Source organism: Arthrobacter sp. D1-17 (genome assembly GCF_054130535.1).
Window position 1 is genome coordinate 2,765,829 of record NZ_CP096382.1, and the last position, 12,873, is coordinate 2,778,701.

Annotated in this window: 13 protein-coding genes and 1 pseudogene; 2 read left to right on the top strand and 12 right to left on the bottom strand. The window is 65.8% G+C overall.

Annotation, left to right across the window (positions count from 1 at the left end; translation table 11 throughout):
* Nucleotides 1-72: 72 nt before the first annotated feature.
* From M1E01_RS12875 to M1E01_RS12890, 4 genes are all read right to left on the bottom strand, one after another.
* Nucleotides 73-3,000, bottom strand: coding sequence for a DNA translocase FtsK (locus M1E01_RS12875; RefSeq protein WP_457971972.1), 2,928 nt, complete (start codon nucleotides 2,998-3,000; stop codon nucleotides 73-75).
* 118 nt (nucleotides 3,001-3,118) lie between these two features.
* Nucleotides 3,119-4,810: a ribonuclease J gene (locus M1E01_RS12880; protein WP_457971973.1), complete on the bottom strand. Its 1,692-nt coding sequence runs from the start codon at nucleotides 4,808-4,810 to the stop codon at nucleotides 3,119-3,121.
* Between the two features lie 41 nt (nucleotides 4,811-4,851).
* On the bottom strand, nucleotides 4,852-5,760 hold the full coding sequence (dapA, locus tag M1E01_RS12885) for a 4-hydroxy-tetrahydrodipicolinate synthase (RefSeq protein WP_457971974.1): 909 nt from the start codon (nucleotides 5,758-5,760) through the stop codon (nucleotides 4,852-4,854).
* An 89-nt stretch (nucleotides 5,761-5,849) separates the two neighbouring features.
* Nucleotides 5,850-6,227, bottom strand: a complete 378-nt coding sequence (locus tag M1E01_RS12890) for a hypothetical protein (protein ID WP_457971975.1) — start codon at nucleotides 6,225-6,227, stop codon at nucleotides 5,850-5,852.
* Nucleotides 6,228-6,348: 121 nt separating this feature from the next.
* Here M1E01_RS12890 and M1E01_RS12895 point away from each other — a divergent pair, with 121 nt between their 5' ends.
* Nucleotides 6,349-7,584: a heparan-alpha-glucosaminide N-acetyltransferase domain-containing protein gene (locus M1E01_RS12895; RefSeq protein ID WP_457971976.1), complete on the top strand. Its 1,236-nt coding sequence runs from the start codon at nucleotides 6,349-6,351 to the stop codon at nucleotides 7,582-7,584.
* 49 nt (nucleotides 7,585-7,633) lie between these two features.
* Here the strand turns inward: M1E01_RS12895 and M1E01_RS12900 are convergent, their stop codons facing one another.
* Nucleotides 7,634-8,122, bottom strand: coding sequence for a hypothetical protein (locus M1E01_RS12900; RefSeq protein WP_457971977.1), 489 nt, complete (start codon nucleotides 8,120-8,122; stop codon nucleotides 7,634-7,636).
* A gap of 5 nt (nucleotides 8,123-8,127) precedes the next feature.
* Nucleotides 8,128-8,886 (bottom strand): 4-hydroxy-tetrahydrodipicolinate reductase, encoded by a 759-nt coding sequence (dapB, locus tag M1E01_RS12905; protein ID WP_457971978.1) that lies wholly within the window; start codon nucleotides 8,884-8,886, stop codon nucleotides 8,128-8,130.
* A gap of 196 nt (nucleotides 8,887-9,082) precedes the next feature.
* On the opposite strand from dapB, the gene M1E01_RS12910 reads away from it, so the two are divergent.
* A complete protein-coding gene (locus tag M1E01_RS12910) occupies nucleotides 9,083-9,385 on the top strand; it encodes a hypothetical protein (RefSeq protein ID WP_457971979.1) in 303 nt (100 codons plus the stop codon).
* On the opposite strand, the gene M1E01_RS12915 is transcribed toward M1E01_RS12910, so the two are convergent.
* The 6 genes and pseudogenes from M1E01_RS12915 to M1E01_RS12940 all read right to left on the bottom strand — a co-directional run bounded on the left by M1E01_RS12915 (nucleotide 9,356) and on the right by M1E01_RS12940 (nucleotide 12,861).
* A complete protein-coding gene (locus tag M1E01_RS12915; RefSeq protein WP_457971980.1) occupies nucleotides 9,356-9,679 on the bottom strand; it encodes a hypothetical protein in 324 nt (107 codons plus the stop codon). The genes M1E01_RS12910 and M1E01_RS12915 overlap by 30 nt on opposite strands.
* Before the next feature lie 249 nt (nucleotides 9,680-9,928).
* A pseudogene (locus M1E01_RS12920) lies at nucleotides 9,929-10,051 on the bottom strand (MerR family transcriptional regulator); the annotation flags it as partial.
* Between the two features lie 30 nt (nucleotides 10,052-10,081).
* Complete coding sequence (locus M1E01_RS12925) at nucleotides 10,082-10,624, bottom strand: molybdenum cofactor biosynthesis protein MoaE (protein ID WP_457971981.1); 543 nt, start codon at nucleotides 10,622-10,624, stop codon at nucleotides 10,082-10,084.
* A complete protein-coding gene (locus M1E01_RS12930) occupies nucleotides 10,614-11,123 on the bottom strand; it encodes a MogA/MoaB family molybdenum cofactor biosynthesis protein (protein WP_457971982.1) in 510 nt (169 codons plus the stop codon). The genes M1E01_RS12925 and M1E01_RS12930 overlap by 11 nt, the downstream gene beginning before the upstream one ends.
* 2 nt (nucleotides 11,124-11,125) lie before the next feature.
* The gene (gene moaC / locus M1E01_RS12935) at nucleotides 11,126-11,620 is read right to left on the bottom strand and encodes a cyclic pyranopterin monophosphate synthase MoaC (RefSeq protein ID WP_457971983.1); all 495 of its coding nucleotides are present in this window, start codon (nucleotides 11,618-11,620) and stop codon (nucleotides 11,126-11,128) included.
* Nucleotides 11,608-12,861, bottom strand: coding sequence for a molybdopterin molybdotransferase MoeA (locus M1E01_RS12940; protein WP_457971984.1), 1,254 nt, complete (start codon nucleotides 12,859-12,861; stop codon nucleotides 11,608-11,610). Before M1E01_RS12940 ends, moaC begins: the two co-directional genes overlap by 13 nt.
* Nucleotides 12,862-12,873: the final 12 nt, after the last annotated feature.

Here is a 12,873-nt window from a genome sequence, read left to right on the forward strand (position 1 = left end):
AGGCTACCGTCTTCCGGCCGGTCAGCTTCCTGGCCAGCGTTCAGAACTGGGGGTTCGGCTCCTGTCTCAGAGCTACCGCCCCGTAAGGGACCAGGCGTCCTCGGAGCCGTCACCGTCATCACCCGGACCATCGGCCCCGTCGTAGTACTCAACGCTCTGCGTGCGGTTGTCCAGGTCGGCAGCAACGAGGTCTTCCGCATAGCCGCCCTGCGCGATGTTGGCGTTGGCATTGTCGCTGAGAGCGGCGGTCTGCGAATCGGGTGCGACCGGGGCTTCCTGGCCCTTCATGGCTGCCAGCACGGCGGCGAGGTCGTCCGGCTTGACCAGGACGTCGCGCGCCTTGGATCCTTCGGATGGGCCCACCACTCCCCTGGACTCCAGAAGGTCCATGAGGCGGCCGGCCTTGGCGAACCCGACCCGCAGCTTGCGCTGCAGCATAGAAGTGGAGCCGAACTGGGTGGTGACCACGAGTTCGGTGGCCTGCAGCAGCACCTCGAGGTCGTCTCCGATGTCGTCGTCAATCTGCTTCTTAGGTGCATCTGCGGCAACGTCATCGCGGTACTCGGCCTTGAGCTGGCCCTTGACGTGCTCCACCACGTTATGGATTTCTGACTCCGTCACCCAGGCGCCCTGCACGCGCATGGCTTTGGAGGCGCCCATGGGCAGGAAGAGGGCGTCACCCTGCCCGATAAGCTTTTCGGCGCCTGGCTGGTCGAGGACCACGCGGGAGTCGGTCACGGAGGATGTCGCAAAGGCCATGCGCGAGGGGACGTTGGCCTTGATCAGGCCGGTGACGACGTCCACGGACGGCCGCTGCGTGGCAAGGACCAGGTGGATGCCGGCGGCACGCGCCAGCTGCGTGATCCGGACGATGGAGTCCTCGACGTCGCGCGGGGCCACCATCATGAGGTCGGCGAGTTCGTCCACGATCACCAACAGATACGGGTACGGCCGGATCACGCGCTTGGAATCCACGGGAGGCTGGACTTTCCCTGCTCGGACGGCTTTGTTGAAGTCGTCGATGTGCTTGAAGCCGTAGTTGGCCAGGTCGTCGTAGCGGGCGTCCATTTCCCGGACTACCCACTGCAGCGCTTCGGCGGCTTTCTTCGGGTTCGTAATGATGGGCGTGATGAGGTGCGGCACTCCCTCATAGGCGGTCAGTTCCACGCGCTTGGGGTCTACCATGACCATGCGGACCTCGTCCGGCGTGGAACGCATGAGGATCGACGTGATCATCGAATTCACGAACGAGGACTTACCGGCACCGGTTGCACCGGCCACGAGGAGGTGGGGCATCTTCGCGAGGTTCGCGACGACGTATCCTCCCTCCACGTCCTTCCCGACGCCCATAACCATGGGGTGGTCGGTGCGCCGGGCGTTTTGGCTGCGGAGGACGTCGCCCAGCGACACAGTCTCACGGTCCGTGTTCGGGATTTCAATGCCGATGGCGGACTTGCCCGGGATGGGGCTCAGGATCCGCACATCCGAGCTGGCGACCGCATAGGAGATGTTCTTGGACAGCGCCGTGACGCGCTCCACCTTGGTTCCGGGCGCGAGCTCGATTTCATAGCGCGTGACGGTGGGACCGCGGCTGAACCCGGTCACCGTGGCGTCCACGTTGAACTGGGTGAGCGTGTCGGTCAGGGCGGCGACCACGGCGTCGTTGGCTTCCGTCCGCTCCTTCGGAATGGACCCGGGGGTCAGCATGTCGGACGACGGGAGGGTGTAAGTGACGTCGCCGGCCAGCGAAAGCTGCTCCGTGCGTTGCGGGATCGGCGTGGGCGGCGGCGGTGGCGCCACCGGTTTGGAAGGCACATGGACGGCCGCACCCGCTGCATTCATCGCCGGCGGCGAGCCGGGGGCGCTGATACCCGGCGTGTTCATGCCTGCCGTGTTCATGCCTGGGGCGACGAGCGGGATGGCCTCCGTGGCATTCTCCCCGTGGGCGTCCGACCCCTTGACTCCAATCCCCTGCGCCGCCTTGATCTTCTCGACGGCGATCTCCGCCTGAGTGGGTCGGCGGACACCAGGGGCCACCGCCGAGGCGCCCTTGCCGGAAGAGGCAGGCTCGTCGTCGTCAATGACCGCATGCTCGAAGGCCTCGTCACCGACATAGCCCTCGAGGCGCGCGTCTGCGTCCTGTTCCTTGCCGAAGAGGCGCTTGCGCTTCTTTTTCGGCGCTGCCGGAGCAGTGTTTTCGTAAAGGTAGCTGCGGTCGTGGCCGTCGGCCTTATGTTCCTGCAGGTCAACGCCCATGAGGTGCTCATAGGCCGCGCGCAGGCGCCGCGGGATCGCCGTGAACGGTGTGGCGGTGACGATGAGCACTGAGACGAACGCCAGCAGTCCATATAAAGCCACTGGCACCGCGGCGTGGATGGCGGCAAGGGGCGATGATGCCAGGAAACCCAGCATGCCGCCCGCCTGGCGGAGGCCGTCGAAACCCTGGGCGACGGTTGGTTGACCGCCGATGATGTGGGCCAGCCCGCAGCCTGCGAATGTCATGATGAGGAAGCCGATCCCCACGCGGTTGTTGCCGCGGCCGTCGGCAGGCCGGCGGAACAGCCGCACAGCGCAGATGAACAGCATTAGCGGCAGCACCAGCGACATCCACCCGAACGTCCCATTGACCACTGCGTACACCGCATCAGGGAACCAGCCCCGGAAACCCCACCATGCGAAGGTTGCGATGAAAATTGCCAGCGCCAGGTTGAACAGCGCGGCGCCGTCCCGGCGATCCCCGGGCGGGAGGTCGCTGACATCATGACCGATCCTGCGCACTCCCCCACCCACCAGGTGGCCGACAGCCAGCCAGGCGCCGCCCAGAACCCGCAGAAGCCACGGCTGGCGGGGTTCGACGGCGGCCATCTGGCGTGTGCGGGCTGGCTGGCCGGTTGATGCCGAACGCCCCGCCTTGGAGGCCGTGGCACCGGCGCGGCCTGATGACGTGCCCGATCTGGCGCTGGGGGTACGTTTTGGCGCGGAGGAAGTACGTGTGGCCATATGTGCCACGGTACTCCACTCCGCACCTGATTCCGCTGATTTCCGGGCCTTCCGGCGCTGTGTTCGACAGCCCTGCATTCGCCCAAATCGCGATCCGGCAGCACGCGCCGGCGGAAGGCTAGGCTTCGAGGACCACCGGAATGATCATCGGCCGGCGCCGAAGCTTGCGATTGACCCAGGTTCCGACGACCCGGCGGACAACCTGCTGCAGCTGGTGCGTGGTGTGGTCCGCGTTGCTCAGCACAGCTTCTTCCAGGGCGTTATTGATCTTGGGGATTATGTCATCGAAGACCGAGTCGTCCTCGGCCACTCCCCTGGCGTGGATTTCCGGACCGGAAACCACCTTGCCGGTAGCCCGGTTGATGACCGTGATGATGGAAATGAAACCTTCATCGCCAAGGACACGCCGGTCCTTGAGGTCAGCATCGGTGATTTCGCCGACGCTGGAGCCGTCCACGTAGACGAAGCCAACTTCAATCTGGCCCACAACGTCGGCGCGGTGGTCCTTGAGGTCAACAACCGTGCCGTTGTCCGCCAGGAGGATGCTGGCATCCGGCACGCCGGATGCCTCCGCGATCCTTGCGTTGGCGATCAGATGGCGGGTTTCGCCGTGGACGGGCATGGCGTTTAGCGGTTCGAGGATGTTGTAGCAATAGAGCAGCTCGCCGGCGGCCGCGTGCCCTGAGACGTGGACTTTGGCGTTGCCCTTGTGAATGACATCGGCGCCAAGCTTCAGCAGGCCGTTGATGATGCGGAACACCGCATTCTCGTTGCCCGGGATAAGGCTCGAGGCGAGGATTACGGTATCGCCCTGGCCCACCACCACACGGTGGTCCCCGTTCGCCATCCGGGACAGCGCAGCCATGGGCTCGCCCTGCGACCCCGTGGACATCAGCACTACCTTGTTGTCCGGCAGGGCGTCGATGTTCTTGAGGTCTACGAGGATGCCGTCCGGCACGTCCAGGTAGCCGAGCTTTTCGGCGATGGCCATATTCCGGACCATCGAGCGTCCTACAAACGCCACGTTGCGGCCATGCTTGGCGGCGGCGTCCAGGACCTGCTGCACGCGGTGGACGTGGGAGGAGAAAGAGGCCACGATGATGCGCTTCGTAGCCTGCCCGAAGAGCCGCTCCAGGGTGGGTCCGATCTCCTTTTCGGCGGTGGTGAATCCGGGGACGTCGGCGTTTGTGGAGTCGGACATGAAGAGATCCACGCCTTCTTCGCCGAGCTTGGCGAAGTGCCGCAGGTCGGTGATCCGCCCGTCCAGCGGCAGCTGGTCCATTTTGAAGTCACCGGTGTGCAGCACCGTACCGCCGGCGGTACGAAGGAACACGGCCAGCGCATCCGGAATGGAGTGGTTGACGGCGACAAACTCGCACTGGAACGGGCCGAACTGCTCGACCTGGCCTTCGGTCACCGTCAGTGTGTAGGGGCGGATGCGGTGTTCCTGGAGCTTCGCTTCCACCAGGGCAAGTGTCAGCTGCGATCCCACCAGCGGAATATCGCTGCGGAGACGGAGGAGGTAGGGCACGGCACCAATGTGGTCCTCATGGCCGTGCGTGAGCACCACGGCCACGATGTCATCCAGCCGATCCTCAATGTAGGAGAAATCGGGCAGGATCAGGTCCACCCCGGGCTGCGTCTCCTCAGGGAAGAGGACACCGCAGTCAACGATCAGCAACTTTCCGTCGATTTCGAAGACAGCCATGTTGCGGCCGATTTCGCCCAGGCCCCCAAGCGGAACAATCCTGAGGGTCCCCTCCGCAAGGCGGGGGGGCGTAACGAGGCCGGGTAGGGCTAGTTGGGTCATATTGCACTTCTTTCCAGCGGAAGAGTGCCGGTCTCAGTCCGTCAGGAAAAGACCAGCCCTCCTTCCGCCAAATCCCCGCGGATGGTTTCGATCTCGGCTTCGTCCGGCTCCACGAGGGGCAAGCGGACAATCGAGTTGGGCAGGACTCCCTGCCATTTAAGAATTTGTTTGGCCGCGACGGCACCCTGCACGCGGGTCATGGTTGCGCGTACCACGGGCTCGAGCTCGAAGTTGATCTTGCGCGCCGTTCCGAGGTCGTTGGCGTTGACGGCGTCGATAAGCTCGCGGAAGCGGCGGGTGGCAACGTGCGTCGTCACACCTACCAGGCCCACTGCGCCCAGGGCCATCCAGGGAAGGGTCAGGCCGTCATCCCCGGAGTAGAAGAGAAGATCGGTTTCCGCCATGACGCGCGTGGCAGCGGTGAAGTCGGCCTTGGCGTCTTTGACGGCGACGATGTTCGGGTGCTGGGCAAGCCGGATCATGGTTTCAGGCGCGATCGCGATGGAGGAGCGGCCCGGGATGTCATAGAGCATGACGGGTACGTCGACTGCCGACGCGATGGTTTCGAAGTGCGCTCGGACGCCGGCCTGGCTGGGCTTGTTGTAGTACGGCGTGACGAGCAGGAGACCGTCGACGCCGAGGGCCGCAGCCTGCTGGGACAGATGCACAGAGTGCGCCGTGTCGTTGGTTCCGGTTCCGGCGATGATGGCGGCCCGACCTCCTACCGCCTCCTTGACCGCACGGAACATGCCCAGGTTTTCCTCGTCTTTGAGGGTGGAGGTTTCACCGGTGGTGCCGGTGACTACCAGGCCGTCGCAGCCGTCATCGACGAGCTTGCCGGCCAGCTCCGCGGCCTGCTGGTAGTCCACTTTGCCGTCCTGCGTAAAGGGCGTGACCATGGCGGTCAGAAGGGTTCCAAGAGCAGGAATGTTCGCGGGAGTTTCAGCCATGGGAAAAACGTTACCCTGTCAGCGGCAGGTTAGGACAATGGCGGGCGCGTGATGATGGCCAAAGTCGCGCCGACCGGCAAGCGCGGCAGTCACGCATGGCGCGGGCGGCGCGGAGCCTGACGGGCATCATTTCCGGCCTGACGGGAATCATTTCCGGCGCAGTACCGGCCGAGGGCCGCCTCCCTGAGCGACTCTGCCCAAGCCGCGAGGCGCTGGGCCGCCCGCACGTAATGGAACAGCTCAGTGGGTGTCAGCGCATCGAGGTCTGTCTCCGACAGGCGGCGCGCCAACTCTCCGCCCGGCGCCTGGGCAGAAAGAGGTATACCCTCGCGCTGCCATGGCACATCCTCCGCAGGCTCTCCGGAGACAAGCTGGCGGAAGAGGTAGTCCACCACGCCCGGACTCATCGCCTTCAGCAGACCCTCGGGCCTGCTTTCCTGTCCCGTTTCATTTTCCGGCCGATCCATGCCGCAAGATTATTCGAAAGTATGTTCGAATGCAATTAGCACTTTTGCGTACTCTCCGGCAGGACCGTCCGTCACAGTTGAAGCGCCTTGGCCGCCCGGCTGGATATGAGACGATCACATCATGACCTCGGGGAGCACGGCTGCATCGTCCAAAACATCGAAAGGCAAGGCAGTCTCCACCCGCCTCTCAGGCATCGACGCCGCCCGCGGCCTTGCCCTCCTGGGGATGATGGCCACACACCTGCTGCCGACCTTCGAGGCGGATGCCAGTCTGACCCCCACATGGATCGGGCTGACGTTTTCAGGGCGGGCCGCAGCCCTCTTCGCAGTGCTGGCCGGCGTCGGTCTCGCGCTCTCCACGGGCAAACAACACCCGCTGGCAGGCGGCGCCCTGGCTGCTGCCCGGCGGGGCATAGCCCTGCGCGCCCTGGTGATTGCCGTCGTCGGACTTGCCCTGGGCGGCCTCGAGGTCAACGTCGCAGTGATCCTGGTGCACTACGCCGTTCTCTTCCTGTGCATCCTGCCGTTCCTCGGACTGCGGCTCAAAACCCTCTGCGCCTGGACGGCCGGCTGGATTCTGGGCTCTCCCGTGCTGGCCTTCCTGCTGCGCCCCTGGCTGATGGCCGCGGAGCCGCCGCTGCAGCTAAACCACAACCCGGGGTGGGAGGATCTGACCACGCCCGGCCAGCTGCTCGGCGATTTGTTCCTGACCGGTTACTACCCCATCCTGCAGTGGCTTTCGTACCTGCTGATCGGCCTGATCATCGGCCGCCTCTCCCTGACGGCCCTTGGGATTCCACTGCTGCTGCTGGCGGCAGGCACCGCGGTGGCTGCGTTCGCGAAGGTGCTGGGCACCGCCGCCATGGAAGAGTGGGGCGGCCGGGAGGCCCTGCAGGCGATACTGACGGACCCCAACTACCCGCTGGACAGCCTTCTGCAGGTGAACCTGGCCGGCGTCCGGCAGGAGGGGTCCTGGTGGTGGCTGGCCGGCAGCGCCCCACACTCCGGAACCACCCTCGATCTGCTGCATACAAGCGGCGTGGCTGCCGCCGTCGTCGGGCTGTGCCTTCTGGTGGGCAGGCTCGGCGAATGGCTGGACCTGGATCTCTTGCTGCCCCTCCGCGGCCCCGGGGCCATGACCCTGACCCTGTACACGGTGCACGTCTGGGTGGTGGCGGCGTTCCATCTCAAGCCCCTGCCGGAGGGATGGACTGAAGACGGCATGTACTTTGCGCACGCCGCACTCGCCGTGCTGATCGGAATGGCCTTTGTGATCCTGAAGCGCCGCGGCCCCCTCGAATGGCTTGGCCACGCCGCAAATCAGGTGGGACGGCAGGAGCCGGACAGGGTCCGCTGAGGGCGGTGCGCTTCGTGCCCCGCATCCGGCCTGTGCTTACGCTAAGGGGTTACCGCGTGAGCGCGTTGTTCGAGGCGCGGAAGAGCCGCACCGCGTCCCGCATGGCAGACCGGGCGCGCTTGCGGTCCCCTGCCGCGTCGTAGGCGCAGCTGAGCCGGAACCAGGAGCGCCAGTCATCAGGGGCCGCTTCGGTCTCTGCACGGTACTTCTCGAACTCCTCGTCGGCGGCGGAACGGACGATCCTTCCTGCAGGAGTGCGGGGCAGGTTGTCTACCGGGAGGCCGCCTTCGGCCTCGAGAACTTTCGCCATCTGTTCGGTGCGGGCACCGAACAGCAGCTCGCGGATCAGTGCCCAGGCGCCGATTACCGGAAGAACGAGATAGGCCGCCCCTATGGCGCGCGCCACCGGTTCGGGATCCGTCAGCAGGAGGACAGAGCGCTGGAACGACACGACCAAATAGAACACAAGCAGGAGCGTGACGGCCCCAACCCAGATTTTGGTGCGGCTCTGCTTCAGCCGGTCAAGGAAGCGTTCCACGGTCCCTACAGCCCCAGGTCCAGGTAACCGTCCAAGCCAACCGTCAGTCCGGGGTGCCGGGCGACGTTCCGCACGCCCAGGAGGACTCCTGGCATGAAGGAAGCCCGGTCGAAGGAATCGTGGCGGAAGGTGAGCTGTTCCCCCGGTCCGCCGAGCAGGACTTCCTGGTGCGCCACGAGGCCGCGGAGCCGGACGCTGTGGACGCGGACCCCGTCGACGTCACAGCCGCGGGCGCCGGCCAGCTCGCTCGTGGTCGCATCCGGGCTTGGATCGACGCCGGCGGCCACACGTTCCCCGGCGATGAGCTGAGCGGTGCGGACCGCGGTTCCAGAGGGGGCGTCTACCTTATCGGGGTGGTGGAGTTCAATGATTTCCACCGACTCGAAATACCTGGAGGCCTTGGCGGCAAAGGCAGACGCCAGCACCGATCCGAGGGCAAAGTTCGGTGCAATGAGCACGCCCACCTCCGGCCGGCCGGACAGCAGGGATTCCAGCTCCGCGAGCCTTCCTGCGTCCCAGCCCGTGGTTCCCACGACGGCGTGCATGCCGTGCTCGACGGCGAAGCGGACGTTCGCCTCTGTGCTCTCCGGCACGGTCAGGTCCACGACGATCCGGGCCCCTGATCTTGCGAGCGTATCGAGGGAATCGCCGCGGCCCAGGGCGGCCACGAGCTTCATGTCGGAAGCTGCTTCAACGGCCTTGACTGCTTCGGCGCCCATGCGCCCGCTCGCGCCCAAAACGGCGACGGGGAGTTGTTCGGTCATGGCTTCAACCCTACCTTTTGGCTGGCCGGGCAGCGGAACCGGAGGTGTACGGGAAGAGAGTTCCGGGGAAACGGGAAGCGAACAGCTGATGAGAAGACTCTCAGACGAGTCTCATTCATGCTTCACGTTCACCGTCCATGATGGAAACACCCAGGGGGGCTGGGACCGGAACTTAGACGAGCCGAAGGAGGCCGCAATGCGTACGGGGATTCGCGGGCTGCACGAGTCATCAGCCCTGCATGAATGGGAAACGGCCGAACCCGAGCCGCTGGCATGTGTCCAGCTCGGCAGCCCTGAACTGCGCCGGCAGATCGTGGACATTATCCTGGACGTGCTTTCCGATGCGGAACCCGTCCGCCAGGAGGTCCGTGCACGCATGCTGCAACATCTTGCCGAAAACCCCGGGCACCCGGAGCGGGCCCTGCTGGACCACCTTCGGGACCCTGACATCCGGACGGACGCGGCTCCCTCAGGGATTCTCGAAACCGAGGATGTGTGAGAGCAGGGCCTGCTCCGGGTTGCCCGGATGCTCCATTAGCTGCCACAGAAGCCGCTGGCGCACTTCAGGGGACGTCGCCGTACCAGAGACCACGTCCGCGATAACGTCCAGGACCTGACCGCGCAAGGACGGATCGCCCCGCACCCGTGTGCCTGGCCGGCGGTCCCCGTCCAATCCTGCGAACCCGTCCGGCCCCCTGGAACCGGCCGTTCTCCCGAGGTCCCGGCGCTGCAGTGCCACGTCCTCCCGTGGTCCGTGGATTCCGGTCTCCGAGCCTGGGTTCGCCGGTTCCATTGGCCAATCCTTTCTGCTGCAGCTGCCAGTGCACGCCTCCGCACACTGCCGTGAGACCAGCCCGGGCAGGAGTCCGGACCGCATCCGGAGCAGCCTGTCGGCCGTTTTCCACGGCTGCGGGCTCCTCCCGATGGCCGTCATCGTGCCGCACTCCGGCTACAAAAAGCCGGATCCCGGACCCCCCTTTCCAGCCCCCCTGCCGTTCCCCCAGGCGTGCTCTCCCCCCACGGATGGGAGGCTGTAACAGGCCTAAAGGTGCTTCTCGGCAAAGACCCGGAGGGCGTCGCGGACGAGGTGTGCTCCCTGCTCACCGCCATAGTTGGCGGCGAGGCGGGGATCCGCCAGATACATCCCGCCAAGGCCGGTCACGTGGTCAAACCCGTCGAACATTTCCTCAGCCACTTAGGCTCCTGCGCCGACCCACTCCACGGTGCCGTCAGTGAAGAACTGTTCTTTCCAGATGGGAACCTGCTCCTTGATCCTGTCCACCAGTTCCGAGCACACAGCAAATGCCTGCCCGCGGTGCGCGGCAGCTACGGCGCAGACCAGGGCAGGATCGCCGATCTTCAGGGCGCCGATACGGTGCGCGGCCCAAATCCGCACAGGAGTGCCCGGTTCTCCGCTGTCATCGCCGGAATGCTCGGCGATGAGTTTGGCCACGACGTCGGCCAGGACCTGGTGGGCCGTGGGGTGGGCGGTGTAATTCAGCCGCTCGACGCTCTTGCCGCCGTCGTGGTTCCGCACTACGCCGCTGAAGCTGACGACCGCGCCGGCGGTTTCCGACTCCACGGCAGCGATCGCCACATCGACGGAGATCGCTTCCTCGCTCAGCACGGCATGCACCACGTCGAACGCCTGCACCGGGGTTGCCTCCGCGGTGGATCGCCTCCCAGTCGATCCCTGTTCAGTCCTGCCCTGTTCAGTCCTGGCCTGTTCAGTGCCCATGTCCGCCCTCCAGCTGGTCACAAAGATGCCCGATCACCGGATCCAGCACGGACAGCCCGTCCATGACGCCCTTGGGTGATCCGGGCAGATTAACGATAAAGGTTGTGCCGGCGGCGCCGGCGTGCCCGCGGCTCAGCATCGCCAGCGGGGTCTTGGCGATGCCCGCCTGCCGGATGCCTTCCATAATGCCGGGGATTTCCCGGTCCAGCAGGGGCAGCGTCACTTCGGGCGTCCGGTCGTCGGGGCTCAATCCGGTCCCGCCGCTGGTGATGACGACGGCGGGTTGCTGGGTGAGCAGCGCCCGGATGGCGGCGCCCACCGGCTCGCCGTCAGGAACCACCATGGCCGGGAAAGCGTCGAAGCCGTGCTCGGTGAGCCAGTCAATGATGACCGGCCCGGTCTCGTCCTGGTAAAGCCCGGCGGCGGCGCGGGTCGAGGCAATCACCACGCCGGCCTTCCTCCCCTGGACCTCCCCGTGGACGTGCGGTACTCCTGCCATACTCACAATCGCCAGTCCCCGCTCTTGCCGCCGCTTTTGGCAAGTACCTTGATGTCGGTCAGCACGGCGTGTTTGTCCACGGCCTTGATCATGTCGTACACGCTCAAAGCCGCGACGGAGGCCGCCGTCAACGCCTCCATCTCCACTCCGGTGACTCCCCGGGTCTTGACCGTGGCGAGGATGCCCACGGTCGCGGGGCCGAGCTCGAAGTCCACTGTCACCTTCGAAACCGGCAGCGGATGGCACAGCGGAATAAGGTCAGGGGTCTTCTTGGCCGCCATGATGCCGGCTATCCGCGCAACGGCCAGGGCATCGCCCTTGGGCAGCCCGCCGGTGCCCAGCAACGCAAGAACCTCCGGGGTGCTGCGGACCGTCGCGCTGGCTGTCGCTTCCCGCGTGGTTTCCGATTTTTCTGAGACGTCCACCATCTGGGCGGTGCCGTCGCTGCGCAGATGCGTCAGGGCTGCAGGATCATTTTGTGCTGTCACAGCATCCATACTTCCACTTCGGCGCCCTCATTAAGCGCGGAGACACCTTCCGGCACCTGCACCAGGGCATTTGAATGCGCCAGGGCCCTGATCAGGTGGGACCCTTCGCCTCCCTCCAGCCGGACGCTGCCGTCGGATAGAAGGGTTCCTCGCCGCACCTGATGCTTGCCTGCAGGCGATGTCAGCGGTTGCAGGAGCCGGCCGCGCACGACGGTCCTGGGTACCGGTGCTCCGAACAGATCGCTGAGGACAGGGCGCAGGAACATCTCGAACGAGACCAGGCAGCTGACCGGGTTACCGGGAAATCCCAGGAGGGGCACGCCGTCGAACTTTCCGATTCCTTGCGGGCCGCCGGGCTGCATGGCCACGTGGGCGAAGACCACATTTTGGCCGTCCATCGCCTGGCGGACCACTTCGTAGGCTCCCTTGCTCACTCCCCCGCTGGTGATGATGAGGTCCACTCCGGCATGGCTTCGCAGCAGACGGCGGAGGGCCTCGGGATCATCGGTTGAGATACCGGCCCTGGTCACAGCCAGCCCGGCCTGCCGCAACGAGGTTTCCAGCAGCGTACCGTTCGCGTCGTAGATCTTTCCGTTGTCCAACGGGATCCCCGGTGCAACCACTTCATCCCCGGTTGTGACCAGCAGGACGGTCAGCCGGCGGTGCACCAGCACATCGGGCAGGCCAAGCGCCGCGACGAGCCCCAGTTGCCCCGGACCCAGGTGTGTACCTGCGGCAAGGGCTGTCTCCCCCGCACGGATATCGCTGCCGGAGGCCCGGATAAATGTCCCCGACGGGGTGGACGGCAACTGCACGGTTGCCTCTGTTCCGGGCGCGGGGAACACGGCGGGAACCGCCCGCTCAACAGGAACGACGGCGTCGGCCCCGGGCGGAATCATTGCTCCCGTCATGATCGGGGCTGCTGTCCCCGCCTCCAGCGGTGCGGGACTGGCGCCCGCAGGAACGGGAGCGGCGACGCGGAGTGCTGGGCCGCCGTCGGGCACGTCCCGAGAGTGAACGGCGAAGCCGTCCATCTGGGAGTTGGCGAAGGGCGGCAGGTTCAGCGGCGCGATGATGGTCTCGGCCAGCCCCCGACCCAAGGCTTCAGTGAGCGGGACCCGCTCGGGAGGGCCGGAGGACAGCAGCGGCTCCAGGAGGTTCCGGACCGACTGCCGGTGTTCGGCCACGCTGGGGTGCCTGTGGCCTGCGTCAGCATGGCGCTGGGCAGTTGGCTGCGGGTGACTGTGCATGGTCCTGCCTTA